Below are 25,087 nucleotides of genomic sequence, written 5' to 3' on the forward strand. Positions count from 1 at the left end.
TCAGTGCTTGCGTCGGGCCAGTGCCTGCGGCGACAGCGCCACGATCCGCTGCTCGGGATCGACGGCGCTGAAGTAGGTCTGGGTGTCGGCGATGTGACGCGCCGACAGCTTGCGGGCACGCTCGCCGTCGCCGGCTTCGATGGCATCGGAGATCTTGTTGTGAATCGACATCGCGATGCGGCGTTGACTCATCGACGGGTATTCGCCGCGCGCCGTGGTCTCCTGGGCCCACCAGTTCAGGTGACCGGTCCACAGTGTCTCCAGGCTCCCTACGACGGCGATCATCGTGTGGTTGCCGCAGCCGCGGACGACCTCGTCGTGGAACTGCCCGCCGATCTCGGTGAACTGGGGTCCGTCCTCGATGCGCTCGGCCATCAGCGCGTTGATCTCTTTGAGCTTCGGAACGAGCTCTTCGCCGCGGTCGGCACGCCGCGCCGCCAGGGCCGCGCACATGGGCTCGAGTTCCTGCAGTGCGGCGCCCAGGTCGGAGAGCGGAACGGTGTCGCTCTGCAGCAGGAGTCCGAGCATGTATGCCGCGCTGGCTTTCGCGGGCGCGTGCACGACGGCACCACCGCGGTTTCCGCGGCGCACCGAAACCAGACCCTCGGTCTCGAGGATCCGCAAGGCTTCCCGCAGCGATACCAGGCTGACCCGGAACTGCTCGACGAGGACCTCCTGTCGTGGCAACAGGTCACCATCGGCGAGTTCGCCGTCGATGATCTGCCGACGGAGTTCGTCGGCGACGATCTCGGCCGTGCGGCGCGAGCCCAGTCGGCGGCGAGCCTCGGGTCCAATTCCCAACGTGGTCATATCGCCGACAATGCTAGCAGTGAAAGGCCCGCTACCTGGGGTGTACGTAATCGCTATCTGACAAAAGTTACTAATATGGCAAAGAAACCAGGGAGGCTCTAGCGGGTGAGTGACGTCGAGGATGTAGCACCTACGCCGCTGCATGATCTGCGCGTCGTCGAGATCAGCGATCGTATCGCGGGCGCTTACTGCGGGAAATTGCTGGCTGACGCGGGGGCCGACGTCGTCAAGGTGGAACCGGCCGGCGGTGACCCGCTGCGTCGCTTCACCGCGTCCGGTTCCGTGCCGCGCGACCGCGCGGACGCGCCGCTGTTCGCGTACCTGAACGCCGGGAAGCGCAGCGTGACAGGCATTTCCGACGGGCTGCTGACCGGTGCGGACATCGTGATCGTCACGGGAACCAGGGCCGCGGTGACCGCGCGGGGACTCGACCCGAAGCGCCTGCTCGACAATTCGCCCGGCCTCGTCATCGTCACCGTCTCCGACTTCGGCTGGACGGGTCCATGGGCCGAACGCCCAGCATCGGAGTTCACCTTGCAGGCCGACTCCGGGCTCACCGGGTTTCGCGGCGATCCCGCGGGCCCGCCGATCTCCGTCGGCGGCGACCTCGGGGAGTATCAGGGCGGCGTGTGGGCGGCCTACGGCGCGCTGGCCGCTCGCCGCGGGGTCAGCCGCGGAGGTCGCGGTGCGCACCTCGACATGTCGATGCTCGAGGCGATCACCCTGATGCAGAGCGGCGAATGGCTGCATTCGCAACTGCTGAAGGCCCCGCACGTCCGGCGCTCTGTCGAGGTCCCGTCGATCGAACCGGCGAAAGACGGCTTTGTCGGCATCAGCATGGTGACGGGGCAGCAGTGGTTGGACTTCGCGGCGATGGTGGATTGCCCGGAGTTCACCGAGGTGCCCCAGTTGCAATTCCAGATCGGGCGATGGGATTACCGCGATTGGATCCGGGAGCGTATCGACCCGTGGATGCGCGAGCGCACCGTCGCCGAAATCGTCGAACTGGGACAACTGTTCAGGTTGCCGCTCGCCGCGCTGGGAAACGGCGCCACCGTCCGCGAGATGGATCATCTGCGGGAGCGCGGTGTGTACGTCGACAACCCGGCCGGCTTTGCCCAACCGCGTCCGCCGTGGTTGATGTCCGTCGCGGCACCGTCGCCGATCCGGACCGCACCCTCGGTCGGCGACTCCGACGACGAACCCCTTTGGGAACCAAGGCAATCGACACCGGAGGCGACGGCAGGTCGTCCGCTGGCCGGTGTGCGAGTCATCGACTTCACCGCGTTCTGGGCGGGGCCGTCCGCGACGCATTCGCTGGCGGCGTTCGGGGCCGAGGTGATCAAGATCGAGTCGATCCAGCGGCCCGACGGCATACGTTACTCCGGCGGGATGCGCAAGGACGTCGACGACTGGTGGGAGTACGGCTGGGTCTTCCACGCCATGAACACCAACAAGCGATCGGTCACCCTCGATCTGCAGTCCGAGACCGGACTCGGTCTGATCAAGACGTTGATCGCGCAGGCCGACGTGGTGATCGAGAACTTCTCACCGCGAGTCATGGATCAATTCGGGCTCGACGCAGACGCGTTGCTCGAACTGAACCCGCGCCTGGTGATGGTGCGTATGCCGGCCTTCGGGCTGACCGGGCCGTGGCGCGACAGGGTGGGCTTCGCGCCCACCATGGAGCAGATCGCGGGCCTCGCCTGGGTGACCGGCATGCCGGACGAACTGCCGGTCGCCCCGCGTGGCGCGTGCGATCCGCTGGCGGGGACGCACGCGGCGTTCGCGCTCATGGCGGCACTCGAGTTCACCGAACGTACCGGTCGCGGTCAACTTGTCGAGGTGCCGATGGTCGAGAGTGTGCTCAACGTGACCGCCGTGCAGCCAATGGAATTCGAGATGTTCGGGTCGATCCTGGAGCGGCGCGGCAACAAGGGGCACCACCCCGGCGAGATGCAGGACATCTACCGCTGCGCCGGCGACGACAGCTGGATCGCCATGACCGTCCGCACCGAGGCCGAACGGGACGCGCTCGCCGCGCTGATAGGCGGTCAGGACGACCCTGCGCCATGGCTCGCCACACAGGACGCCGCGGCCGTCGTCGAGCGGCTGGTCGCCGCCGGCATCCCAGCGGCCGTGGTGATTTCACCGTCCGTGGTGATCGACAACCCACAGCTGGTACACCGCGGCTTCTTCGAGCCGCTCACCCATCCGAGCACCGGACCCGGTCTGTACCCGTGTCCGCCGTTCGCCCGGCTCGACGGCATGGACGCCTGGCTGCACCGTCCGCCACCGCGGCTGGGTCAGCACAACAGCGAGGTGCTGACAGAACTTTGCGGGCAGACGGAGGCGGATCTGGAACGCCTTGCGGCCGAGGGCGTCATCGGCACGAGACCGAAAGGGCTCTGACTCTCAGCGGGGCGTCAGCGAGATCGACATCTCGTCGAAAATCGACATGTTGTTGGCCAGTGTGGGGTGGGTGACCTTGGGGGCGCCGAGACTGATGTCGTCGGCGCGCACGAGCAACTCATCGAGCGCGGCGCGGATCTCGGCGCGTGCGAGCATGGCGCCGAGGCAATGGTGCGGCCCGCCGCCGCCGAAGGTGACGTGGGGATTGTCGGTGCGGCCGATGTCGAAGACGAATGGGTCGGCGAACACCTCGTCATCCCGATTGGCCGAGCGCAGCATCGACACCACGCGATCACCCCTGGGAATGGTGATGCCGTCCATCTCCACGTCCACCTTCGTGGTGCGGGTCCAGAACGCGACCGGTGACGACCAGCGCAAGACCTCTTCGACCGCGCGTGCCCGGATCGACTCGTCGTCGCGATAGCGCTGTATTTCAACGGGATTGGCCACAAAGGCCTGAAGTCCGGCGGCCAACGCGTTCTTCGTCGTGTCACTGCCCGCCAGTGTGAGGACGAAGAAGAAGATCTCCAGTTCGTTCGCGGGGATGGACAACTCTTCGCCGCTCTCGTCGGTGACCACCGCGGTGGTCAGCGTGCTCCAGATGTCGTCGGTGGGGTTGCGCCGCTTCTCCGCGGTGAGTTCGAGCGCATAGGTGAAGATCTCCCCGAACAGCGCCATGTGCTCCTGCTCCTCGGTGCTCGTCTCGCTCCCGCCGGCGCCGGCCTTGAGGATGCGATCGAGCGTGTCGAAGATGCGGGGCCGGTCCTCGTCGGGGATCCCCACGATGTCGCCGATCACCGACATCGGCAGCACGTCGGCGACGTCGGTGATCCAGTCGCCGCCGCCGGATTCGAGTAACCCGTCGACCATCGCGGCGGCGCGCCGCCTGATGCCGTCCTCCAGCTTTCCGATGGCCTTGGGAGTGAACGCGTGCGACATCACCCGACGGCGCTTGGTGAGCACGGGCGGATCCATGGTGATGACGTTCGGAAACGACCCGATGGGCCCGATGCCCTGGATGAGAGGTCCGTCGGCAGCGGTGAAACTGTCGGTGTCCCGGTGGATGCGTTGCGCGTGGCGGTGCTTGGTCGTCATCCAGAAGGCGCGTTTGACCGTGCTGGCGACGCCGTCGGTCAGCTCGTGGTGGAAGATCGGCTTCTCACGACGGAATTCGGTGAACAGGTCATCGGGAAAACCGTTCTGCCACAGCGCAGAATCCGACAGATCGACCGGAGTGGTCGTGGGCATGCCTTCTCCTCGCGTCGCCGTCCTTGACCTAGAATGCCTAAAATAGTAAAAATAGGCAACGGGCAGGTTTAGCGACCTGCGGTTATTGTGCGCTCGGATGGAGATACGGCATGACGGCAGGCTCCTTTCAACAAGAAGAAGTTCACGACCCGCAGATCGATCCGTCTGAACGCGAGTTCGGTCCGAGTGGGATCAGCCTCTCGACGTACCGCTTTCCGACGGGTTGGTTCATCGTCGGCTTCGCCTCGGATCTGGAACCCGGTCAGGTCAAGCGCGCCCACTACTTCGGCGAGGAACTGGTGATGTTCCGCACCAAGTCCGGCAAGGTGAACGTGCTCGACGCCTATTGCCTGCACCTCGGAGCCAACATGGGCGTCGGCGGCACCGTCGAGGGTGAGCACATCGTCTGCCCGTGGCATGGCTGGGAGTGGCGCGGTGACGGCACCAATGCACTGATCCCGTACAGCAAGATCGGCTGCAAGCAGAACGTGAAGATCAAGTCGTATCCCGCCCAGGAGTGGTATGGCTTCATCGTCGTCTGGCACGAGCGTCACGGCCGCGCCCCCTACTGGCAGCCACCGGTGCTGCCCGAGCTCGAGACCGACGAGTACTACCCGTTGCATCCCCATTCGCGGATGCTCAACCGGGTCAAGGTGCACGCCCAGATGATCATCGAGAACGCGGCCGACCCGTATCACGTGCAGTTCGTGCACAAGGCCGACAGCGCCGCCAACACCACATCGTTCGACGCCAACGGCTACCACCTGCACGCGACGGTGACCGCGAACTTCGGCGGCGGACGCCCGTCGACGTGGCTCACCCCGGATGGGCCCGTCGACGCCAACATCATCTACGACAACTACTCGCTCGGCCTCGGCATCGTGCGCTTCCCGAAGGAGCTGGTTGCGACCATCGAGGTCACGGGTCAGACACCGGTCGACGAGGACTACACCGACTACTTCTACACCCAGGCGTCGGTGCGAGAGCCCGGCGACACCGGCGACAAGCCGGCGGGCCGCGCGGCGAAATTCCTTGCACTGCAACAGGAAGTCATCAAGCAGGACTTCTTCACCTGGGAGAACATGAAGTACCTCGAGAAGCCCAACCTGGCGCCGGAGGAGGCGCGCGACTACGCGGCGTTGCGGCGGTGGGCGCACAGGTTCTATCCGGGCGAAGAGCCGTCGCCGATCGACTTCGGATACACCGCCGACGGTGAGCCCGATCCGGCGGCAGCGGGGGCGTGATGCCCCGTGGCCGGGACGCCACGCTGAACCCTGCGGCCTTCGGCGTTGAATGCTTCAGCGTCCCTGAGGTGCTCGACCGTCGTGCAGATCAGTACGGCGACCAGGTGATGATGGCGATCGCCGGAAGCCCGGTCTCGTTCGCGCAAATGCGCGACCGTTCGTGCGCGGCCGCCCACGTCCTCTACGACCTGGGGGTCAAGCGCGGCGAGACGGTGGCGCTGTTCACCGGGACATGTCCGGAGTGGGTGTATTTCTGGCTGGGTGCCGCCCGCATCGGCGCGGTCTCCGCCGCGGTGAACGCCGCCAGCAAGGGCGAGTTCCTCGCGCACGCACTGAACCTGTCCCGGGCCGCAGTGGTGATCAGCGACGCTGCCCGCCAGGATCGATTGACCGAGGTCGCCGACGACGTCGTCACCCTGAGATCGGTTCTTGTACAGGGTCGTTCGCTCACCGAGGCGCTAGCGGCCGCCCCGGTGACGGCGCCCGACGTCGACCCCGTCGGACCGGACGAGATCGGGGCGCTCTTCTTCACCTCCGGCACCACTGGACCGTCGAAAGCCGTCGCCACCACCTGGGGATACCTGTTCAGCGCTGCGGCAACCGTCGCGTCGTCGTGGGAACTGCGGCAGGGCGACACACTGTGGACCGCGATGCCACTGTTCCATCTCAGCGCGGCACCCACCGTTCTGGCGCCCATGCTCGTCGGCGGTACGTGCGTGCTGGCCGCGGCCTTTCACCCCGGTCAAGTGTGGGACGAGATACGGGATTGCGGTGCAGTGGGTTTCGCGGGAGCAGGCGCGATGGTGTCGATGCTCACGCGCCTGCCCCCGGAGCCGCGAGACGCCGAGCTCGGCATTCGCTTCATCTCGGCGGCACCGATCGCCGCCGACATGTACCGCGCTATCGAGGAACGCTATCGCTGCCGCATCGTGACGATGTACGGCATGACCGAGGCGTTCCCCATCGCTTACAAATGCGTTTCCGACGATGGCGTACCGGGTACTTCTGGACGGGTCAACCCGGCTTTCGAGGTGAGAATCATCGACGGTCAGGGGCAACCATTGCCCACCGGTACGGTCGGCGAGATTGCCTGCCGGGCGCGGGTGACACATGCGATGAGCGAGGGGTATGTGTCGTCGGCGCGCGGCAGCGACGGTTTGAGCGTCGATCGGCACCCGGAGTGGTTCGGTACCGGTGATCTGGGCTCGCTGGACGACGATGGCAACCTCACTTACGTGGATCGCGCCAAGGATTCGTTGCGCCGCCGCGGCGAGAACGTGTCGTCCGTCGAAGTCGAACAGACCGTGATGGGCCACCCGGCCGTCGCGGAAGCAGCGGCGGTCGCGATACCGAGTGACCTCGGCGAGGACGACATCTTGGTGGTTGTGACTTTGCGTGACGGTGCGACAGTGGATTTCGCCGAAATCTTGGACTTCTGCTCGGCGCGCATGCCTTACTTCTGCGTGCCGCGCTACCTCGAGACGGTCGACGAGATTCCCAAGAACGTCATCGGACGCGTCCGCAAGGATGTGCTCCGCAGCAGGGGACTGGGCGCCGGCGCCTGGGACCGTGAAGCGCACGGCTACGTGCTCACCCGGTAGGAGATCAGAATGTCGATGACATACCAACAGCAGTTCGTGATGGACGGACTCGCGGGACGCGCGGCCATCCTCAACCTGGGCGCACGACACAACCGGCTGTACTCGGACGGCGATCTCGCCGGGTGGATCGCGACGTTCCGTCACGCGGGTGCCACGTATGTGCGGGCGGGGGAGGCTTTCACCGACCTGCGTAAGGCGTTCGACGGTGGAGAAGGGGTGCGGCTGGTGACCGTCGACCACGAGATCGACGTCGACGGGGTCGACGCGACCCAGAAATGTGTGGCATTGCTGCTGCGCGACAACCAACTTCAGGCCTCCGGGACATACACCGACCGGCTCATCTACGAGCGCGGTGGCTGGTACTTCACGTCACGCGAGCTCGAATGGGATCACGTGCCACACGAAAGTGCGCTACCCGTGTGAACGACGGCATTCGGTACGAGTTCGCATACGGCACCTACGAGGACGCCCTGCGCATGGTCGGCATCCGCACGGAGCCGAGATATGCCGGGACGGCGGTCAGCGGTGCGCGCATTCAGCAATTCGCGTCGATGGTCCATGATCCGAACCCCGCCTATTGGGACGCCGACTTCGCCCGCGAGGTGTGGGGCGGTCTGCTCGCGCCGCCGGCACTGCTGATGGGCTGGCTGATCCCGCCTCCGTGGTTGCCGACCGGTGAGCCACCGCGGCCGTCGATCGCGATCCGCGTGCCCCTGCCCGGAACCACCTTCATCAACGCGTCCAACGAAGTCGAGTTTCCCATGACCATCCTCGAAGGAGACCGGCTGCACGTCGTCGAGGAGGTCGTCTCGGTGTCGCCGGAGAAGACCACGCGTGTCGGCACCGGACATTTCGTGCAGACCTGTGACCGGTTCCACCGCGCCGACGGGGCGCTGGTCGCCATCAACCGAAACACGCTGTTCCGGTTCACCCCGGCGGTGGCGTCGTGAAACCGTATGGCGGGCTGATGTGGGACGAGATCGTCGTGCCGACCGAGCTCGCCGAGGTCGTCGACCCGATCGATTATCAGCGTGTCGTGATGAACCCCGGCGCGACATGGGATTACTTTCCCGGCCACTACGACCCGGACTACGCGCGACGGCACGGCCAGCCGACGATTTTCGTCAACACGATGCACACCGCGGGCTTCGTCGATCGGATCGCGACCGGATGGGCCGGGCCCTACAGCAGGGTGGTGCGGCGCAAGGTCTCGCTGCTGGGCTCGTTCTATGCCGGCGACTCGATGGTCGGCCGCGGCCGGGTGGTGGACAAGCGCATCGAATCCACGGGTGACGTACACCGGCACCTCGTCGACCTCGAGATCGCCGTTTACAACCAGCGCGACGAACTGTGCTGCCCGGCTGAGGTCACCCTCGAAATCGGCTAGCTTGCGACGGGACGGACGCCTCTGAGTGTCGAATGTCCGCTCGGCGGAGGGGTTAGTCGAGATCGGGCAGCTTGCTCGCGCTCACCGTCGACTGCAACTCGACATACTCCGACAGTCCCTCGGATCCGAATTCGCGGCCGATTCCGGACTGCTTGAATCCGCCGAACGGCGCGGTCGTGTCGAGGGTGTACATGTTGATGCCGTACGTACCCGTCCGGACTTCGGCTGCGATCTGCAGACCGCGGGCGACGTCCGCCGTCCAGACGGAGCCGGCCAGGCCGTAATCGGTGTCGTTGGCGATCCGCACGGCCTCGGCCTCGTCGCGGTACTTCAGTACGGTCAACACCGGACCGAAGATCTCCTCCCGCGCGATGGTCATGTCGTTGGTCGCGTCGGCGAACAGCGTCGGCTGGACATACCAGCCGCGGTCATACGGTTTGTCCTTGCCGCCCATGATCATTCGCGCACCCTCATCGAGCCCCGCCTGGATGTAACCCTGCACCTTCTGCTGTTGGCGCTGCGCGACCAGCGGCCCGATATCGGTGGCGTCGTCGGCGGGGTCGCCCACCTGCAGGCCGGTCATCATGGAGGCGAGCGCGTCGACGACCTCGTCGTGTTTGCGCTCGCTCACCAGAATGCGGGTCTGCGCGACGCACGCCTGTCCGTTGTTCATCAGGCTGGCCATCTTGAGGTGATTGACGGTGTGCGCGATGTCGGCGTCGTCGAGGATGATGGCCGCGGACTTGCCGCCCAGTTCGAGGCTGACGCGCTTGAGCTGTTCACCGCACAGCGCAGCGATGTGCCTGCCCGTCGCCGACGATCCGGTGAACGAGATCTTGTCGACGCCGGGGTGGCGAACCAGCGTCTCCCCGGTCTCCCTGCCGCCGGGGACGATCGACACGACACCTTCGGGCAGGTCGATCTCCTCCAGCATCTCGGCCAACCACATGGCGTCCAAGGGTGTTTCGGGTGCCGGCTTGACCACGACCGTGCAGCCCGCGATCAGCGCCGGGATCATCTTCGGCATGATCAGGAACTGCGGCACGTTCCACGGCACGATCGCACCGACCACACCGACGGGGGCGCGACGCACGTGAACGTCGCCGAACAATCCCGGGCGTCGCTCGACCCACGGAAATTCCTTGGCCGTCGCCATGTTGAGGTGCATCTGGGCGAGAGCGCCCGCGCCCTGCCCCAGCCTGCTGAAGCTCTTGGGTGAGCCCATCTCCGCGGTGATCAGGTCGGCGATCGCGTCGGTCTCGGCCATGTAGATGGCGGCGAGCTTCTCGATCTTCTCCATGCGTTCGCCGACGCTGAGCCGGGGCCACGGTCCCTCGTCGAACGCGGTTCTGGCGGCGGCGACCGCCTTGTCGACGTCCGCGGGGGCCGCTTCCGGCGTCTCGCCGATCGATTGCTCGGTGTGTGGGGAGATCACGGAGAGTCGCTGACCCGTCGACGGTGTCTGCCAGTGGCCGCCGATATAGAGCTTGTCGTAGTTGAGGGATCGCATGTCGCCGCCTGTCCTACCGCCTAAAGTTGCTATTAATACAAACATAGTGAAAAAGGCAGGGCCCGTGAACCACCCGCAGTCAGGCGATTGGCGCCAATACCCATTCGCGCTGGTACCGGAAGACCGTCAGCTCGATTTCCCGGCCGCTGAGGCCAACCATCCGCAGTGCGAGTCCGACACGTGGTTTCTGGCCGGTGAACTGACCGGGCAGAGCGGCCGCGGGTACGCATTCCTGTCGATCTTCAACAAGAACCGGCCTGGGCTCGGGGATATCGTTGCCGACTTCTACACGTTCGCGCTGTTCGATCTCGACGCAGGCACCTACGGCACGTACACCGACTACGACATGCCGCCCGCGAACATGGAACCCGGTGCCGTCGCGAAGATGACATTCGCCGACGAATGCCTGGACATCAGCTTTGACAGCAGCGCCGGTCGCGCAGTCTGGCATACCTGTCGCGACGACAACGGCGACCTGGTGCCCTACACCTACGACGTCACGCTCGTCGGCACCGATGCGGCCGGTGCCCAGATGCGGGTGGACCTGCATGTGACCCCGACGCGGGCGCCGGTGCCGCTGGGCGCCGCGGATTTCGGTGGCCGGATCGAATGCTTCGGCCAGGCCGACACCTACTCCTATCTCCAGACCGGATTGACGATGACGGGAACGCTGACGTGGGGCTCGTCGAGCGAGCCGGTCAGCGGCACCGCGGGCCACGTCGACCGGCAGTGGTTCCCGCTGATCGCCAACAGCGGTGGCGCGGACGGCGATGTCCGCTGGCGCGCCCACGAATGGCGCACGATCAACCTCGACAACGGCGTGGACATGAGCATCTGGCGACAGTTCGATCGAGCCGATCGCAATTCACTGCAACCCTTTTCGGGCGCGACCACCAGCTCACCGGAGCCCGACGTCGACCCCGAGTTCGCCGACGACATCGAGGTGTCCATCGAGAGCTACGTCCGCTGGCCCGAAGCGGTTCGGACTCTGTACAAGCCCCCGGCGAAGGCCAGATATCTGCCGGACCGGCACCGACTGACGTCGCGCAAGCTCGATCTGGACCTGACGGGTGAGCCGATGGTGCCGGCGCCAGGACACGGCCTACCCCTGGAGTACATGGAGGGCCCGTTTCACTATCGCGGGACGTTTCGCGGTGAGCCGGTGAGCGGGTTCGCCTTCTACGAAAGGTCTTTGGCGCTCTACCGCGACTGGGAACTGGTCGATGTCCTCGCCAGCATTGTGGGTGACGAGCGCGTGACGACACTGCGCGCACTCGTCGAGGACGGCCGGCGCGACGAAGCCGTGGCACACCTGCGCAACGAGATCCTCCCGTCGGGAGCCGGGATCACCGAGCTCGTCGACGATCTGATCCTGGCGCTGTCTAGCTGATCGCCTCGGCCCACGTCGTGTGGCGGTGCTGCAGTCCGGGCTCATTGCGGCCGAAGACCAGGTGCTCGCGCGCCCCTGACTCGAGGTTGGCCTGCAGTCCCGCGACGAGCGCGTAGTCCTCGTCGCGGACCGTCGAATGCGCGTATTCGAATACCGCCGCCGCGCCCGCGGCCGTCGATTCGTCCGACAGATCCAGCGGAGTCGAGTTCTGGTGCACGGTGATTGAACGGCCCGGCACATCGCTGGGATAGACGCGGAACAGCTCGCCGTTGGCCACGGTGCACGAGATGACGATGTTGGGATGCAACGCGTAGATGACGACCATCGCCTGCAGCGGCTCCCACTGTTCCTCGGGAAGCTCGTCGAGGTCGAGAATACCGTTGAGCGGGAACACAAGTCGATGATGGGGACCAAACGAGTCGAAGACTGTGCAGTTGCTGCGGGCGATCGTCGCGAAGGTCGTCTTGTGCACCGTGGCGAAGTGGTAGTTCTCGGCGAAAGTGTCGATGGCCAACTTCCAATTGATTGGGCAGTCCAGCACTTTCTCGCCCAACGGCGACCAGCGGCCGACGCCCCACGAGTCCAGTTCCTCGGCCAGCGGTCCGAGGAACGCGGGAATGTCCAGGGTGGCCTCGCGGTCCAGCGAGATCCACAGGAAACCTGCACATTCCGCCGCCGGTAATTCGGTCAAACGTGCTGTGCCCGATGAGGTTTCGGGAAACCCCTCCTTGCCTGGTACACCGGCTAGATTGCCGCTGAGATCGTAGCTCCACGAGTGATAGGGGCAGGCGAGGCGGCGGGCGGCTCCGCACCCGTCGGTGATGCGCGACTGCCGGTGCAGACACACATTCTCGAACGCGCGTACCACCGAGTCCGCGGCACGGGTCAGCAGAATGGACCGGCCCATCACCGTCTTGGTGCAGTACGTGCCGGGCCGGGGGAGTTCTGAGACGTAGCCGACCAGTTGGGGGCTTGCCATCAGCATCGCGACATCCCGGGCATGGCGCTCGGCCGACGTGTACGTCTCGGCGGCGACGGTGCTCTCCGTCGGCATGAGGTCGGTGGTCTTGTCCCGCGCGAGCTTCAATGCGCGGCGAGTGAGATCGATCAGTTGGTCGCGGTCCATCACCGTTCCTTGGTCGACGCCTGGGAGACCATCTGCCTATTTTTATAATGATAGCGACGGTATGTCAAAAGTCGCTGGTGAGCGGGCATGCCCGCGTATCGTCCGGACATGCGCGCAGAGCGGATCCTGTCCGAGGACATACCTGCGCCGCCCGACGATGTGCGGGCGTTCTACATCGACCTCGACAACATCAAGACCGTCCATCCGCTTGTTGTCTCGGTGCACAGGACCGAACGGACGGAACTGGTGGACGGCTACTGCCAGAGTTACCGCGTCAAAGACCGAATCCCCTTCGGTCCGTTGACCCTGCCGACGAGCTACACCGCCCACCTCAGAGTCGCGTCAGTCGGACCGGTGATCACTCAGGCACGCCAGTTTCCCCGGGTCCGCCTCTACGGTGTGGTGTCCTTCGATGCCATCGACATGGGAACCAGGCTCGTCGAGCGCTTGACGATCGACGCTCCGCGACTGCTCCACGCGACGACGCTCCGTGAGGCGGTCAAGGCGCACACCAAGATGCTGGCGGGTATCCGCCACCACTTCGGCGGCTAAGCCTCTTCCGCGGGGGATTCGGACGCGTCGAGCACACTGACCGCGATGCCGTAGGGCAAAAAGCGCACCTTGCGGGTGGGGTCGGTGTTGTTCTTGTTCGCGCGTAGCGCATCGAGTTCGGACGGATAGACCTGCTCGATATGGGCGCCGCCGTCGCTGTCGACGGTGTAGATCGCCCATACGCCGTCGCCGGTCTCGCCGGCGGTCTCCGGCTCCCGTTTCGGACGCGAATAGCGGGTGAACTCGTCGACCAAATTGGCCCAACCTGCGCGTTCTCCGGAGGTACTGAGGAATCTGCCCACACCGTCCAAGGCGTCACGCAGCCCTTCACCCGCCTCGCGAACGACGCGGTCGAACTCCTCGGGGTCGATCCCGAACGGCCCGTTCCTGCTCATAGTGGTTCCTCCTCGCGCCCGTGCGCTCCGGCACGGCGTATTCCCAGTGTGCCTGCAGGTGGCGAAGTAGTCGACTGGGGCCGACGCGGGTGGTAGGCAACGGTATGGCTTTCACTCGCTCGGACGTGCTGGCGACGGCCGAGCGGTCGCCGGCGGCGGCCGGTGCCCGCGACAAGAACGCGTGGGTGGGCCTGTTCACCGCCGACGGACGAGTCGAAGATCCGGTTGGCTCGCAGCCCCACCAGGGCCTCGGCGCGATCGGAGCATTCTTCGACACGTTCATCGGGCCCCGCCACATCACCTACCGCCCTGACGCGGACATCGTCACCGGCTCGACGGTCCTCCGCGACGGCGAACTCGACATCGCGATGGGACCGGTGCAGTTGCACGTGCCGGTCTACATCCGCTACGACGTACGCGAGGGCGGCGACGGACTAGAAATTGCTGCGCTGTCGGCCTTTTGGGAGCTGCCGGCCATGGTCGGTCAGTTCATGCGCGCCGGGTTCGGCGGCCTTCCCGCCGGTCTGCAACTGGCGAGGGCACTGCTCGTGAACCAGGGCGTCGTCGGAGTCCTCGGCTACCTGGGGGGTCTGCGGGGGACCGGTCCGCAGGGCAAGCGGCGGATACAGGAGTTCCTCGACGACGCACGTGCGGGCGACGAGGTCGCGGTGCGCCGTTGGCTCGGCAAGGGAGCAAGCGTGACGAGCGGCGACGACCTCCCGTTGACGACCGCGGAACTGCTGTCGCGCATTGCAGCCGCGCGCCCCCGCAAGATGATCGCCTCCGGGTACAGCGTGGTCGTGGGGTTGGACCGGGACGGGCGCCGTGACGTACTCATCGTCGAGGTGACCGCCAAACCCTTCGCCATCCGCAGAATCCGGTACTTCACCGAGGACCCCGTAGACGGCTGAGGCTGTGCCGGGCCGAACATCGTTTGAGCACGTCGACGCCGGGTAACCGCAGCGCATGAGCCCACGAGACGACAACAAGTCCGAATCCGACGTCGACAACGACGACCACGTCGCCGGGTCGCGCGCGGGAAAGGACGGCGCAGACGACGGCGCTTATGTCGGTCAGACGGCCTCCGACGACGCGCTGGATGTGGGGGAGACGGGAGCCGAGGCGCGCAGCGAAGCGGAGCGCTAGCAGCGGTGTTGTCTCGATTCGGTCGCGTTGGCCGCGGTGCGAATACCGGACGTGAGACGGTATGAGCACCATGCCCGTCGACGATGAGATGACCTACGAGGAATTCGGTCGCCAGTTCTTCGAGATCGCCGTGACCGAAGCGCGCGTCGGCGGTGCGATCGCCGCCATCGCCGGCGACGAATTCGAGATGGGCCCAATGGCCCAGGGGCCCGGTAAGGTCGCCAAGGTGACGGCGAAAGTCAGGGTTCAGGAGCCCCGCCTGACGCGCGACGTCGGCGACCAGATCACTTTCGCCATCCGGATTCCGATCGAGATCGACCTGGTTGTCGACCTGCGGATCGACAAGCCCAAGTTCATGGTTTTCGGCGAGATCGCCCTGCGTGCGACCGCGCGTGCCGCGGCACCGCTGCTGTTGATCCTCGACGTGGAAAAACCCCGGGCGTCCGACATCTCGATCCACGTGACGTCCAAGTCGCTGCGCGGGGAGCTGGTGCGGATACTCGGGGGCATCGACGCAGAGATCCGGCGATTCATCGCGGCACACGTCGCCGGGGAGATCGACAGCCCGGCCTCGGAGAAGGCCAAGATCATCGACGTTGCGGACAGCATCGACGGCGCCTGGTCGAGCATGTGACGTTCGGGCCACGTACGCTCGCCCCGTGCATCACAGACTCGCCACCACCTTCGCCCTGTCCACGGGATTACTCACCGCCGCCGTCGTCGCGGCCTCTCCGGCCCAGACCGAACCGGTCGACGGCGCGTTCGTGGCGGCACTAGCCGAGGCCGGTGTCACCGCGGTGGATCCGGCCAGCGCCGCGGCGCTCGGCCAGCAGGTCTGCCCGATGCTCGCAGATCCCGGTCAGACCGCCGCCGACGTGACCAGCAAGGTGGCCGAGGCGGGCGGAATGTCGCTCGGGCCGGCGACGATGTTCACCGGCGTCGCGATCTCCATGTTCTGCCCGGCGATGATGTCGTCGATCGGAAGTCCGGGCTCGCTCGATTCACTGCCGATCCCACTGTCGATTTTGGGGTTCTAGCTAGGCGGGCACGCTCTCGAGCCGCGGACGTTTGGGGCCGCGGCCGTCGCCGGCCGACTTGCCGCGAACGTGGTACCAGAGCCACGGCATCAGCATGTTCTGCGTCCACTGCATCTGCGACACCGCTTGCGACCTCAGCGACGGCCGCTGTGGGGGTCCGTCGACCAGCGCCCAGTCGTGGTTGCTGCCGGGCAGCTCCAGCGCCTCGGCGGCCGCGGCCGCGAACAGCTGGTGCCCCTTGGCCGAGCCGTGGACCCGGTCCGCGCTCCACGTGTCCGGCATCGTCATCGACGGCGCGTAGTAGAGGTCGACGAGTCTAAACCCATGTCGCACTGCGGCTTTGCGGATATCGTCGTTGATCTGGTGGACGCGTGCGGCGATCATCCGCCCGATCGGCAGGATCTTTGCGATGTCCGGGAACGTGGTCGTCAGGACGGTCGCGCCGGACGCGGCAAGCTGCGTGTACAGGTCGTCCAGCTCGGCGAGGGCAGTGCCGAAATACGGGCCGGGGCGCGTCACGTCGTTCATCCCGATGCACACCGAGATCAGATCGGGCTGCAGCGCCAGGGCCGCCGGGAGCTGCTCGTCCAGCAGATCTTTGATCCGCCGGCCGCGGATCGCCAGATTGGCGTAGGTCACGCCGGGGTGGTGGGAGTCGAGCATCGTGGCGAGACGATCGGCGAAGCCGACCAGGCCGTTGGCGTCATCACCGTCCCACAGCCCCTCGGTTTGGCTGTCGCCGATCGCGACGTATCGGGAGTACCCGGGCACACCGGAACTCTAGCGGCGAAGCGCCGCCTCGACCTCCGGCGCCCCGGCCTGCGCCGCGAGTTCACGGTGTCGCTGCGACACCCCGGCCCCGCCCTCGCGCAGCAGGTCGACCAGGTCGGCGACGGCGACGGCCCGGTACGCGTTGAACGCGGCGCCGACGGCCCACCACGCCATCAGCGCGTCCAGGCCACGCACCGGATCGGCACCGAGCTCGACCATCGCGGCCACGGTGGCGGGCAGAATCATGCGTGCCGCGAGTTCGATCGGCTGCGTTCCGCTCGGCAATGGCGCGTTGACCGACGCGCCCGCACGCGCCAATGCGCGCACGATCTCCGGGTTGACGTTGTCTGCCGAGTCGTCGAGCACGTGCATCGGGGTGGCCCCCTCGGAATCGACGAGGCCCGGATCGACACCGTGTGCGAGGGCGTGGTTGAGCGCCACGGTGCGTCCGCGTCGCACGATCTCATGCAGAATCGTGGTGAATTTGTCGCCCCGAGCGGACAATTCGATGCGGCGGCCCGCATCGGCATCGGCGTCGATGAGGGCAACCGAGATCCCGGCGGCGAGCGAGCGCAGCGCGTACCACAGGGGTGTGGCACCGCACGGGTCGACGGGGTCGGGATCTGCACCCATCGCGAGGAGTTCGATGACCCCGGTGTCACCGCGATGCGCGCGTTCGAAGAGGTCCAGGTCGCTGCGCGCCAGTGGTTCGGTCCAGGCGGGGCGACCGGCCCCGAGCGCGTCGAGCACCGTCAGCGCGCCGGCGCGTCGGGAACCGAGGTCGAACCACGGCCACGGCCCCGTTCCTTTGAGGACGAAATCGCGCTCCGGGATGCGGTGTTCCTCGGTGATGGTTCTGCCGACATCCTCGTACGCCGAGGCGAACGTCAGGTCGTCGCCGTCGCGCGAAACAATGACTTCGACGGATCCTTCTTGGTAGCGCGCGATCTCAGTCACAAGACACGCATTGTCGCAAAATGCGGGAGGGGCATCCGATGTGATGCCCCTCCTGGTGGTCTACGGGTTACTTCACGTCGACGTAGACGATGTTGTCTTGAACCGTGGAGTAATTGGTGTTGCTACCGTAAACCGCTTGACCTGCGTTGATGTGTGTGTAGCTCTGGCCTGGGCGAACCGCGACCACCTCGGCCTGGTCCAGCGGGCTGTTGCCGAGGCGATTCACGATCACGGTGTAACCCTGCGACCGTAGTTGCCCGATGGTCTGTACTGCGTTGTCCGAGCCGCTGGGCGCGGCTGCGGCCGGAGCCGCCAATCCGATGATCGCGGCGGCGAACCCGCCGACGACTGCGGTGGCAAATCCAATCCTGTTCACGACACTGCCTTCTTTCTTGCTTTCCGAGTTACTCAGGTGAACTCTGAATGCTTAAACCGGCAGTTCAGCGGTTTAATTCCGCTGGCAGAATTTGATCCGTGGTTGGCAGAATCGCCTATGCGTCAACAATATTGACGAGTAGCAGCGGGCTAGAGAAGGCGAGTCAATCTCGTGAGGTTGAGCGGTACTCCGGCAACGCTGAGCTGACCGAGAATGTCCTCGAGTCGCGAGCGCGGCATATCCATCTGCCATTCCGACACCGACGCCGACAGACACACCGCATCGGGCTCGAAGCGGATGCCGGTGAGCCGCAAACCGTGCGGCAGCTCGGGCAGGTGCACCGGATAGGCCGGTGTTCTGGCCGGCAGCGCCACCCGAGAACGCCGGACGACGAGGACGCGCGGGCGAAGCCACAGTGTCGAACCGTCGAGGCGCGCATCGATCTCGAGGTGGCCGAGCATCGGGCGGCGGGCCATGCGCAGCCGCGCGATGCCGTCGCCGCCCACCTCACCGGACAGCCGCGGTGCCGCCCAGCGGAACAGATCGTCCAGGGCCGACGTGGGCACCTCGAGCGTCAGGTCGACAGGAGCGGCCACCATGACTGGCGGCGCGGTCGGCCGCATGTGCACGTTGTGCAGCACCGCCGTCGCATTGTCGAACGTCTGGTCCCCCCAGCGGATGTCACGCACAGCAACGCGGACGTCGTTGAGTTGTCCCACCGCGAGGCCGCGAACGTCGAGCCTGGAGTCGAATTCCGTGACCGTCACCGTGAGCACGCCGTCGTCGAGTCGAAGGGCGAGCCGGCGGCCCACCACCAGCCTGCGCACGGTCGTGAACAGCGTCCGATACGCCATCGCCGCGCCGCTGCTGACCGGGCCCGTCGCGGCCGACGACCACAGTGACGTCAGCATGTCGATCGGTCGGAACGGATCGAACCGGCGCAGGGGACCCGTCATGCCATCCAGCATCCGCTATCCGTGCCGCGAAACGAAAGGGACGTGGGTGAATCATGATCGGCAACAGGGGACTAGGGCGCGGTGACCTCGTTCCGTAAGGTGGGAACAGATGACTTCAGTGGTGATAGTCGGCAGTGGATTCACCGGCTTCGAATGCGCCCGTCAGCTGGCGCGAAAGATGCGCAGACAATCCGGGGCTTCGGTCGACATAACGATCATCTCGCCCGTCGATTACATGCTCTACACGCCACTGCTGCCCGATGTGGCAGGTGGACTCGTCGACGCGCGCTTCGTCGCCATACCGCTCGCCAATGCGCTGCGCGGTGTACAGGCGATCAGGGGCAGAGTCGACGAAGTCGACTTCGACGGACGGACGGTGACGTTCACCGACCCCGAGGAGCGCGTGCGCAGCCTGGCGTGGGACCGGTTGGTGCTGACGCCGGGCTCGGTCACCCGGCTGTTCGACATCCCGGGGCTGGCCGAGCACGCGCGTGGTCTCAAGTCGACGGCAGAGGCGCTGTATCTGCGCGACCACGTGCTGGAACAACTGGAACTGGCCGACGTCGACGACGACGCCGGCCGGGCGCAGGCGCGACGGACGGTCGTGGTGGTCGGAGCGTCGTACTCGGGTACCGAGCTGGCCGTACAGCTGCGAGCTCTTGCCGATTCGGCCGCGAAACAGATGGGGTTCGACCCGTCCGCGGTGAAGTTCGTCCTGCTGGACCTGGCCGAGCAGGTCATGCCCGAGGTGGGCGAGAAGCTCGGAGCGGCGGCGCAGCGGGTGCTCAAAGCGCGCGGCATCGACGTCCGGCTAGGTGTCACGCTCGCCGAGGTTCACGCCGAACACGTTGTGCTCAGTGACGACTCGCTGATCCGCACGCACACCGTGGCCTGGGTAACCGGAGTGACCGGTGCGCCGTTGATCGAGAAGCTCGGGCTGCCCACCGAACGTGGTCGTCTGAAAGTCACCACCGAGCTGCAGGTTCCCGGTCACCCCGACGTGTTCGGGGCGGGCGATGCGGCAGCGGTCCCAGACGTCACGCAGCCCGGTAAGATCACGCCGCCGACCGCACAGCATGCCACTCGGCAGGGAAAAGCGTTGGCCCGCAACGTGGCAGCGAGTCTTGGCTTCGGGAAGGCCAAGCCGTACAAGCATCGCAACATGGGCCTGGTGGTCGACCTCGGACCGCGCTACGCCGTCGCCAATCCACTCAACGTGCAGTTGTCCGGCTTCCCGGCCAAGGTGGTGACCCGCGTGTACCACATCTATGCGATCCCGCGATTCGTCAATCGGTGGGCGGTATCGCTGGCCTATCTGACGGATGTGTTCTTCGACAGGTCCGTCGTGTCCTTCGGGCTCTCGACGCAGGAGGATGCGCGGTTCTCCACGAGCGAGGGCATTCCGATGCCCAAACCGGACTGATCAATTTCTGATTGAATTTCGAGGCAGCGGGAACGTTAACCGGTATGGCTACATATCGCGTTTTGAACCCCAAAGGTGACGTTGTCGACACGAAGGACATCGAGAGTGCAGGCGACGCACACGCGTGGTTCGTCGACCAGAAGGCCGATCCGGAACTCGGATGGCGTATGGAGGTCAAGTCCGACGACGGTGACTGGGCGTTCTTCGACAGCAGCGAAGGTGACCGCAAGTACTGACTAGCGCGAGTACTCACTAGGCTCAAGCGGTGCCCAAACTCAGTGCGGGGCTGCTGCTGTACCGCGTAGTCGACGGCGAAGTCGAAGTGCTGATCGGCCATCCCGGTGGGCCGTTCTGGGCGCGCAAGGACGACGCTGCGTGGTCGATACCCAAGGGGGAGTACACCGAGGGTGAGGACCCGTGGGCGGTCGCGCAGCGGGAGTTCTCCGAGGAGCTCGGCAAGCGCGCACCGGATGGCCCACGCATCGACTTCGAACCGGTGAAACAGCCCAGCGGCAAGGTGATCACTGCGTTCGCCGTCCGCGGCGACCTCGACCTCGAGGGCACGTTCTCCAACACCTTCGAGCTGGAGTGGCCCAAGGGCTCGGGGAAGGTCAGGGAGTTTCCCGAAATCGACCGGGTGGGTTGGTTTCCCGTGACTGAGGCTCGGTTGAAGCTGCTGAAGGGCCAGCGGCCGCTGCTCGACCGTCTGGTTTCGGTGCTCGAACACGACGAACCGGACGCGTCTCGATAGCGTTGATGGTCAACGCGCGACCGTGAATTCGCCACCCGACCGGCGTCCGCAGGTACTCGTCGTCGTAGCGCAGATGCCATACCAGGTCGGTGATTTCACCTCCCGCGACCGTCCAGTGGTGCGCGATGCAGGTGATTCGACCCAGCGCGTAGTCGGCGCCTTCTCCCGGGGCGTACACCTCACCGACGATCGCGTGCTCGGTGCGGGTCACGGTGGCCAGCGCCGCCATCGCGGACCGCACACCGTCGCGGCCATGGTGGCTGCGTACCGGTTCCAACGAGCGGGGTGGATCGGGTAGCCGTAGTTCGGCTGTGTGCGTGAATAATTCGACGACGTCATCGAAGCGTCGGTCATCCACGGCCGATGCGTAGAGATGCACCAGGTCGGCGAGCGCGAGCCGGTCGGATGTGGTCAGGCTCATGGCAGCGGAGGCAGACCGTTGCTCTCCCGGATATCCATCCGGCATTCACGGCGGGTCTGCCCGGTCTGTTGCATGCACAGTCGCACCGGGTTCTCCTCGGCGTACGGAAGCGGTTCCTCGGTCGGCTCGGTGGTGACCGTGGGACTCGGGACGTCGCCCTCGGTGAGTGACCAGACCGAGTCGCCGGTGGGCTGCAGGGTCGAGCAGTACGCAGTGGAGCCGTCGGCCGTCGTGGAAGTGCTGCCGACGGGTGAACAGTTCGCGCCGATGACCGCGGCGGCGGATGCCGGCGTGATGGTGGCTGTGGTGGTCGGCGTCGGGGACGGCGTCGTCGGCGTGGGTGACGATGGCGGTTCCGGCGGTGGGGGCAGTGGCGTGGACGTCGGCCCGGTGGGCGTCGGTGAAGTCGTGGTCGCAGCGGATGCCGGGCGGTCTTCGTCGGCGCGCCCGGCCTCGAACACAGCCACCACGATCGCTGCGAGCAGCAGCACCGCCAGGATGGCCGGGACGATGATTCCGGCGCGCATCAGGGGGCGCCGGGGCGCTTTCGTGGCCGTCGGCACCGGGGCGGCGAGGCTGGTGCCCACCTCGGCCGGTGTGTCCGACCTGAGCTGATGGGCGAGCGCCCGCGCGAAATCGGCGCACCGCTCGAAACGGTCGGCCGGGGACTTCGCCAGCGCCTTGGCGAGCACCGGATCCAGCCCGGCCAGCTCCGGGCGCTGAGCGCCGATCGCGGGTGGCGTCGCCGACAGGTGCTGGCTGATGACGACAGCGGGATTCGAATGCTGGAATGGTGGCCTACCGCTCAGCAGGTGAAATGTGGTGGCTGCCAACGCATATTGGTCGGCCCGGCCATCGAGCCGCTCACCCATCAACTGCTCGGGTGCGGCGTAGGACACGGTGCCGACCGTCATGTTGGTCGCCGTCAAGCCGCTGATGTCGTTGGTCCAGCGGGCGATTCCGAAGTCCGCCAGCAGAATCCGCTGATCGCTTCCCTCGGGATTGGCGAGCAGGATGTTGGCGGGTTTCACGTCGCGGTGCAACAGGTTGCGCTGATGGGCGTAGTCCAGGGCGTCGGCCACGGCGGAGATGATCTCGGCGACTTCGCCTCTGGGCATGCCGTCGGGATAGCTCTGACGCAGCAGGCATGCCGCATCGGTGCCCTCGACATAGTCCATCGAGATCCAGAGCTGGCCCTCGAACTCGCCGCGGTCGTGCACGCCGACGATGTGTGGATGCCATAGCGTGGCGGCGATGTCGGCCTCGCGGTCGAACCGTTCCCGGTACTCACCGTCAGCGGACACCGACGCGGGCAGCACCTTCAGCGCGTCGCGGCGCGGCAGCCGCGGATGTTGCGCGAGGTAGACCTCGCCCATACCGCCCGCGCCGAGCAGTCGCACGATCGTGTAACCCGCAAACGTCGCGCCATCGGCCAGCGGCATGGGCGAATAGTACGAGATACCGCTACAGGTCGAGTGTGAGGCGCGACCCGTCGGTGGCCCGGGATATGCAGATCAACATCATCCGGTTCTCGTGTTCGGGGTCTGTGAGCAGGGTGTCGCGGTGGTGGACGGCCCCCGCAACAACACCGAGGACGCGCGTGCGGCACGTCCCGCAGAACCCCTGCTGGCAGGAGTACGGGGCGTCGACATCGGCGCGCTTCAACGCTGCGAGCAGGGTCTCGTCGGCGGCCACGCGGATCTGTTGTCCGGTCGACGCGACCGTGACGTCGAACTCCGTGCCATCGACGACCGGCGGCGCGGCGAACCGCTCGAAGTGGAGTTCGACCTTGTCGCGGCCCGCCAGTTCGGACCGGATCGCGGTGAGCATGGGGGCCGGACCGCACGCGTAGACCGCGGTGCCGTCCGGGCAGTCGCCGAGCAGATCCGACGCCGTCGGTAGCCCGCTGTCGTCGTCGGTGTGGATACGGACCTGTTCGCCGAATTCTGCGACGTCGTCGAGGAACGGCAGGCTGTCGCGGGTACGTCCGGCGTAGACCATCGACCAGTCGACGCCGAGGCGCCGCGCCACCGCCAGCATCGGCAGGATCGGCGTGATCCCGATACCGCCTGCGATGAAACGGAACCGATGTGTCGGAGAGCCGTAGCCGGGCACGGTCAGGGGGAACGCATTACGGGGACCCTGTGTCGTCGCGGTCGCGCCGACCTGGAGAGCGGCATGCACCTCGATCGAGCCTCCGCCACCGTCAGGAATCCTGCGCACCGCAATGCGGTATACGTCGGTGCGGTCGGGATCGCCGCACAGCGAGTACTGCCGCAGCCGTCCGCTGGGCAGGCCGACATCGATATGGGCACCGGGATGCCAACGGGGTAGCGGCCCGCCGTCGGCGGCGGCGAACGTCAGTGCCACCACGTTCTCGTCGTGTGCCACCGTCTGCCTGTCGACCACGCGCAACAGCCGCGTGCGGTCGGACGCTTCCGGCAGCCTGACCCTTCGGGTGACTCCGGACAGCGCATCCATCCCGGAGATGACCGCACCGGCGAAGCCCATCATCACGTCACGGCGCCCCGGCCGGAGCGGGTTGGTCGGCAGCTGCCGGTAGCGCTCGCGCAGCCCCATCACAGGTGCGCCGCGCGGGCCGCGGGAGAGGAAGCCAGATAGGCGACGGCCTGCGCGGTGGAGCCCATCTCCTCCGGTGAGTACGCGCGCCGGAAGTACGTCAGGGTCTGGGAGCCGAACAGTACGCGGAACTTGGGCAGCAGCCCGAGTTCGGAGTCGCGCATCCGCAGGCGCTGCATCTTCCACCACGACATGTCGTTGGCGGGATCGGACCTGAACAGATACCACGTACCGCGCTGGAAGAACGCGAAGATCGCCGACGCGGACAGAGCCATGGCCTTGATGCGGGCGGGGTAGCTGTCGTGGAAGTACACCGCCACGTCGTGGGCGACGCTGCGATGCTCGACCTCCTCGCTGCCGTGCCACCGGAACAGGTCGACCATCGTCGGGTCGGCCCCATGCTCGTCCCAGGTGGAGTTGAGCGCGAAGTCGCCGAGGACGGCGGTGTAGTGCTCGATGGCCGCGATGATCCAAAGACGCTCACAGAGGTTGCTCAGCCGACGCTTCGGATTCGTGGAAGTCGTTGGCGCCAAGACCTTTCCGAACAGATACTCGACCATCTCGAGGATCGGCGCGAGGTCTACGCCGTTGCCGACGAGGAAGTCGCGAATCACGTCGTCGTGGGCGGCGGCATGCGTGGCTTCCTGGCCGATGAACCCGCGGATGTCCTCGGCGAGCTTGGGATCCTTGACCAACGGCAGCGCCTCGTTGAACGTCTCGACGAACCAATGTTCGGCGGTGGGCAGCACGACGTTGAAGAGGTTGATCATGGTGGACGCGACCGGGTGAGCGGGGATCCATTCGAGCGGAACCTCCGCGAGGTCGAACTGCACCTTGCGGGCCTGGATCTGTACCGGTCCCGGGTCGATCTCCGGAGCAGGCAACGCTGCCATGGCGGACTCCTTCACGAGAACGTGGTGCACGGGAGCTTACCGGAAGTAGGTGGGAACGCCGGTATCGGGTTCTTGGCGGATTTCGGGTTTCAACCGCCCGT

At 66.1% G+C, this 25,087-nt stretch carries 27 protein-coding genes and 1 pseudogene; 15 read left to right on the forward strand and 13 right to left on the reverse strand.

The window, feature by feature from the left end:
- Window positions 1-810: a FadR/GntR family transcriptional regulator gene (locus M1248_RS13725; RefSeq protein WP_163728655.1), complete on the reverse strand. Its 810-nt coding sequence runs from the start codon at window positions 808-810 to the stop codon at window positions 1-3.
- A gap of 105 nt (window positions 811-915) precedes the next feature.
- Between M1248_RS13725 and M1248_RS13730 the strand changes: the two genes are divergently transcribed.
- Window positions 916-3,222 carry a CoA transferase gene (locus M1248_RS13730; protein ID WP_317148715.1) on the forward strand — a complete coding sequence of 769 codons (2,307 nt, stop codon included), beginning with the start codon at window positions 916-918 and terminating at the stop codon, window positions 3,220-3,222.
- 3 nt (window positions 3,223-3,225) lie between these two features.
- Here M1248_RS13730 and M1248_RS13735 read toward each other — a convergent pair whose 3' ends face one another.
- Entirely contained in the window at window positions 3,226-4,470 is a 1,245-nt protein-coding gene (locus tag M1248_RS13735; protein WP_163728649.1) for a cytochrome P450, read from the reverse strand.
- A gap of 110 nt (window positions 4,471-4,580) precedes the next feature.
- On the opposite strand from M1248_RS13735, the gene M1248_RS13740 reads away from it, so the two are divergent.
- The 5 genes from M1248_RS13740 to M1248_RS13760 are packed head-to-tail and all read left to right on the forward strand — an operon-like array spanning window position 4,581 to window position 8,702.
- Window positions 4,581-5,714, forward strand: coding sequence for an aromatic ring-hydroxylating oxygenase subunit alpha (locus M1248_RS13740; protein WP_163728645.1), 1,134 nt, complete (start codon window positions 4,581-4,583; stop codon window positions 5,712-5,714).
- On the forward strand, window positions 5,714-7,315 hold the full coding sequence (locus tag M1248_RS13745) for an AMP-binding protein (protein ID WP_317148716.1): 1,602 nt from the start codon (window positions 5,714-5,716) through the stop codon (window positions 7,313-7,315). Before M1248_RS13740 ends, M1248_RS13745 begins: the two co-directional genes overlap by 1 nt.
- Window positions 7,316-7,324: 9 nt before the next feature.
- The gene (locus tag M1248_RS13750) at window positions 7,325-7,738 is read left to right on the forward strand and encodes a nuclear transport factor 2 family protein (RefSeq protein ID WP_163728639.1); all 414 of its coding nucleotides are present in this window, start codon (window positions 7,325-7,327) and stop codon (window positions 7,736-7,738) included.
- A 53-nt stretch (window positions 7,739-7,791) separates the two neighbouring features.
- On the forward strand, window positions 7,792-8,265 hold the full coding sequence (locus tag M1248_RS13755; protein ID WP_163737207.1) for a MaoC family dehydratase N-terminal domain-containing protein: 474 nt from the start codon (window positions 7,792-7,794) through the stop codon (window positions 8,263-8,265).
- A gap of 17 nt (window positions 8,266-8,282) precedes the next feature.
- Window positions 8,283-8,702, forward strand: a complete 420-nt coding sequence (locus tag M1248_RS13760) for a MaoC/PaaZ C-terminal domain-containing protein (protein WP_163737205.1) — start codon at window positions 8,283-8,285, stop codon at window positions 8,700-8,702.
- A gap of 52 nt (window positions 8,703-8,754) precedes the next feature.
- On the opposite strand, the gene M1248_RS13765 is transcribed toward M1248_RS13760, so the two are convergent.
- Window positions 8,755-10,212 carry an aldehyde dehydrogenase gene (locus tag M1248_RS13765; protein WP_317148717.1) on the reverse strand — a complete coding sequence of 486 codons (1,458 nt, stop codon included), beginning with the start codon at window positions 10,210-10,212 and terminating at the stop codon, window positions 8,755-8,757.
- Between the two features lie 64 nt (window positions 10,213-10,276).
- Here M1248_RS13765 and M1248_RS13770 point away from each other — a divergent pair, with 64 nt between their 5' ends.
- On the forward strand, window positions 10,277-11,602 hold the full coding sequence (locus M1248_RS13770; RefSeq protein WP_232076110.1) for a lipocalin-like domain-containing protein: 1,326 nt from the start codon (window positions 10,277-10,279) through the stop codon (window positions 11,600-11,602).
- Here the strand turns inward: M1248_RS13770 and M1248_RS13775 are convergent.
- Window positions 11,595-12,728 carry an aromatic ring-hydroxylating dioxygenase subunit alpha gene (locus M1248_RS13775; protein WP_317148718.1) on the reverse strand — a complete coding sequence of 378 codons (1,134 nt, stop codon included), beginning with the start codon at window positions 12,726-12,728 and terminating at the stop codon, window positions 11,595-11,597. The genes M1248_RS13770 and M1248_RS13775 overlap by 8 nt on opposite strands.
- A gap of 108 nt (window positions 12,729-12,836) precedes the next feature.
- Here M1248_RS13775 and M1248_RS13780 point away from each other — a divergent pair, with 108 nt between their 5' ends.
- Window positions 12,837-13,280 carry an SRPBCC family protein gene (locus tag M1248_RS13780; protein WP_163728629.1) on the forward strand — a complete coding sequence of 148 codons (444 nt, stop codon included), beginning with the start codon at window positions 12,837-12,839 and terminating at the stop codon, window positions 13,278-13,280.
- On the opposite strand, the gene M1248_RS13785 is transcribed toward M1248_RS13780, so the two are convergent.
- Complete coding sequence (locus tag M1248_RS13785) at window positions 13,277-13,675, reverse strand: hypothetical protein (RefSeq protein WP_163728626.1); 399 nt, start codon at window positions 13,673-13,675, stop codon at window positions 13,277-13,279. The genes M1248_RS13780 and M1248_RS13785 overlap by 4 nt on opposite strands.
- Window positions 13,676-13,779: 104 nt before the next feature.
- Between M1248_RS13785 and M1248_RS13790 the strand changes: the two genes are divergently transcribed.
- From M1248_RS13790 to M1248_RS13805, 4 genes are all read left to right on the forward strand, one after another.
- Entirely contained in the window at window positions 13,780-14,586 is an 807-nt protein-coding gene (locus M1248_RS13790) for a nuclear transport factor 2 family protein (protein WP_317148719.1), read from the forward strand.
- Between the two features lie 55 nt (window positions 14,587-14,641).
- Window positions 14,642-14,821 (forward strand): hypothetical protein, encoded by a 180-nt coding sequence (locus tag M1248_RS13795; RefSeq protein ID WP_163684978.1) that lies wholly within the window; start codon window positions 14,642-14,644, stop codon window positions 14,819-14,821.
- 61 nt (window positions 14,822-14,882) lie between these two features.
- Complete coding sequence (locus M1248_RS13800) at window positions 14,883-15,455, forward strand: hypothetical protein (RefSeq protein ID WP_232076109.1); 573 nt, start codon at window positions 14,883-14,885, stop codon at window positions 15,453-15,455.
- 25 nt (window positions 15,456-15,480) lie between these two features.
- A complete protein-coding gene (locus M1248_RS13805) occupies window positions 15,481-15,858 on the forward strand; it encodes a DUF732 domain-containing protein (protein WP_317148720.1) in 378 nt (125 codons plus the stop codon).
- Here M1248_RS13805 and M1248_RS13810 read toward each other — a convergent pair whose 3' ends face one another.
- The 4 genes from M1248_RS13810 to M1248_RS13825 form a co-directional block, all read right to left on the reverse strand.
- Window positions 15,859-16,629, reverse strand: coding sequence for an SGNH/GDSL hydrolase family protein (locus tag M1248_RS13810; protein ID WP_317148721.1), 771 nt, complete (start codon window positions 16,627-16,629; stop codon window positions 15,859-15,861).
- Between the two features lie 9 nt (window positions 16,630-16,638).
- Window positions 16,639-17,586, reverse strand: a complete 948-nt coding sequence (locus tag M1248_RS13815; protein WP_317148722.1) for an ankyrin repeat domain-containing protein — start codon at window positions 17,584-17,586, stop codon at window positions 16,639-16,641.
- 67 nt (window positions 17,587-17,653) lie between these two features.
- Complete coding sequence (locus tag M1248_RS13820) at window positions 17,654-17,962, reverse strand: hypothetical protein (protein WP_083127213.1); 309 nt, start codon at window positions 17,960-17,962, stop codon at window positions 17,654-17,656.
- Window positions 17,963-18,111: 149 nt separating this feature from the next.
- Window positions 18,112-18,918, reverse strand: a complete 807-nt coding sequence (locus M1248_RS13825) for a hypothetical protein (protein WP_163728612.1) — start codon at window positions 18,916-18,918, stop codon at window positions 18,112-18,114.
- Between the two features lie 109 nt (window positions 18,919-19,027).
- Here M1248_RS13825 and M1248_RS13830 point away from each other — a divergent pair, with 109 nt between their 5' ends.
- From M1248_RS13830 to M1248_RS13840, 3 genes are read left to right on the forward strand one after another with little or no spacing between them, the layout of a single operon-like run.
- Window positions 19,028-20,341: an NAD(P)/FAD-dependent oxidoreductase gene (locus M1248_RS13830; RefSeq protein WP_317148723.1), complete on the forward strand. Its 1,314-nt coding sequence runs from the start codon at window positions 19,028-19,030 to the stop codon at window positions 20,339-20,341.
- A 44-nt stretch (window positions 20,342-20,385) separates the two neighbouring features.
- A complete protein-coding gene (locus M1248_RS13835) occupies window positions 20,386-20,577 on the forward strand; it encodes a hypothetical protein (protein WP_099039142.1) in 192 nt (63 codons plus the stop codon).
- A 29-nt stretch (window positions 20,578-20,606) separates the two neighbouring features.
- Entirely contained in the window at window positions 20,607-21,092 is a 486-nt protein-coding gene (locus tag M1248_RS13840; protein WP_163728606.1) for an NUDIX domain-containing protein, read from the forward strand.
- 76 nt (window positions 21,093-21,168) lie between these two features.
- Here M1248_RS13840 and M1248_RS13845 read toward each other — a convergent pair.
- From M1248_RS13845 to M1248_RS13860, 4 genes and pseudogenes are all read right to left on the reverse strand, one after another.
- Window positions 21,169-21,558: pseudogene (locus tag M1248_RS13845) on the reverse strand (nuclear transport factor 2 family protein); the annotation flags it as partial.
- A complete protein-coding gene (locus tag M1248_RS13850) occupies window positions 21,510-22,955 on the reverse strand; it encodes a serine/threonine-protein kinase (RefSeq protein WP_317148724.1) in 1,446 nt (481 codons plus the stop codon). The pseudogene M1248_RS13845 and the gene M1248_RS13850, both read right to left, overlap by 49 nt.
- Before the next feature lie 22 nt (window positions 22,956-22,977).
- Entirely contained in the window at window positions 22,978-24,093 is a 1,116-nt protein-coding gene (locus M1248_RS13855; protein WP_317148725.1) for a PDR/VanB family oxidoreductase, read from the reverse strand.
- Window positions 24,093-24,986 (reverse strand): metal-dependent hydrolase, encoded by an 894-nt coding sequence (locus tag M1248_RS13860; RefSeq protein ID WP_163728600.1) that lies wholly within the window; start codon window positions 24,984-24,986, stop codon window positions 24,093-24,095. Before M1248_RS13860 ends, M1248_RS13855 begins: the two co-directional genes overlap by 1 nt.
- Between the last annotated feature and the right edge of the window lie 101 nt (window positions 24,987-25,087).

Source organism: Mycobacterium sp. 29Ha (assembly GCF_032883055.1).
Classification (GTDB): Bacteria; Actinomycetota; Actinomycetes; order Mycobacteriales; family Mycobacteriaceae; genus Mycobacterium; species Mycobacterium gallinarum.

Excerpts from the sequence above, each read along its gene's own strand:
- M1248_RS13760 (WP_163737205.1), top strand. The coding sequence starts at position 8,283 with ATGTGGGACGAGATCGTCGTGCCGACCGAGCTCGCCGAGGTCGTCGAC.
- M1248_RS13750 (WP_163728639.1), top strand. The coding sequence starts at position 7,325 with ATGTCGATGACATACCAACAGCAGTTCGTGATGGACGGACTCGCGGGA.
- M1248_RS13850 (WP_317148724.1), bottom strand. The coding sequence starts at position 22,955 with ATGCCGCTGGCCGATGGCGCGACGTTTGCGGGTTACACGATCGTGCGA.
- M1248_RS13775 (WP_317148718.1), bottom strand. The coding sequence starts at position 12,728 with ATGGACCGCGACCAACTGATCGATCTCACTCGCCGCGCATTGAAGCTC.
- M1248_RS13825 (WP_163728612.1), bottom strand. The coding sequence starts at position 18,918 with ATGACGGGTCCCCTGCGCCGGTTCGATCCGTTCCGACCGATCGACATG.
- M1248_RS13780 (WP_163728629.1), top strand. The coding sequence starts at position 12,837 with ATGCGCGCAGAGCGGATCCTGTCCGAGGACATACCTGCGCCGCCCGAC.
- M1248_RS13790 (WP_317148719.1), top strand. The coding sequence starts at position 13,780 with ATGGCTTTCACTCGCTCGGACGTGCTGGCGACGGCCGAGCGGTCGCCG.
- M1248_RS13860 (WP_163728600.1), bottom strand. The coding sequence starts at position 24,986 with ATGGCAGCGTTGCCTGCTCCGGAGATCGACCCGGGACCGGTACAGATC.
- M1248_RS13755 (WP_163737207.1), top strand. The coding sequence starts at position 7,792 with ATGGTCGGCATCCGCACGGAGCCGAGATATGCCGGGACGGCGGTCAGC.
- M1248_RS13855 (WP_317148725.1), bottom strand. The coding sequence starts at position 24,093 with ATGGGGCTGCGCGAGCGCTACCGGCAGCTGCCGACCAACCCGCTCCGG.
- M1248_RS13785 (WP_163728626.1), bottom strand. The coding sequence starts at position 13,675 with ATGAGCAGGAACGGGCCGTTCGGGATCGACCCCGAGGAGTTCGACCGC.
- M1248_RS13800 (WP_232076109.1), top strand. The coding sequence starts at position 14,883 with ATGAGCACCATGCCCGTCGACGATGAGATGACCTACGAGGAATTCGGT.
- M1248_RS13740 (WP_163728645.1), top strand. The coding sequence starts at position 4,581 with ATGACGGCAGGCTCCTTTCAACAAGAAGAAGTTCACGACCCGCAGATC.
- M1248_RS13835 (WP_099039142.1), top strand. The coding sequence starts at position 20,386 with ATGGCTACATATCGCGTTTTGAACCCCAAAGGTGACGTTGTCGACACG.
- M1248_RS13745 (WP_317148716.1), top strand. The coding sequence starts at position 5,714 with ATGCCCCGTGGCCGGGACGCCACGCTGAACCCTGCGGCCTTCGGCGTT.
- M1248_RS13830 (WP_317148723.1), top strand. The coding sequence starts at position 19,028 with ATGACTTCAGTGGTGATAGTCGGCAGTGGATTCACCGGCTTCGAATGC.
- M1248_RS13735 (WP_163728649.1), bottom strand. The coding sequence starts at position 4,470 with ATGCCCACGACCACTCCGGTCGATCTGTCGGATTCTGCGCTGTGGCAG.
- M1248_RS13765 (WP_317148717.1), bottom strand. The coding sequence starts at position 10,212 with ATGCGATCCCTCAACTACGACAAGCTCTATATCGGCGGCCACTGGCAG.
- M1248_RS13725 (WP_163728655.1), bottom strand. The coding sequence starts at position 810 with ATGACCACGTTGGGAATTGGACCCGAGGCTCGCCGCCGACTGGGCTCG.
- M1248_RS13795 (WP_163684978.1), top strand. The coding sequence starts at position 14,642 with ATGAGCCCACGAGACGACAACAAGTCCGAATCCGACGTCGACAACGAC.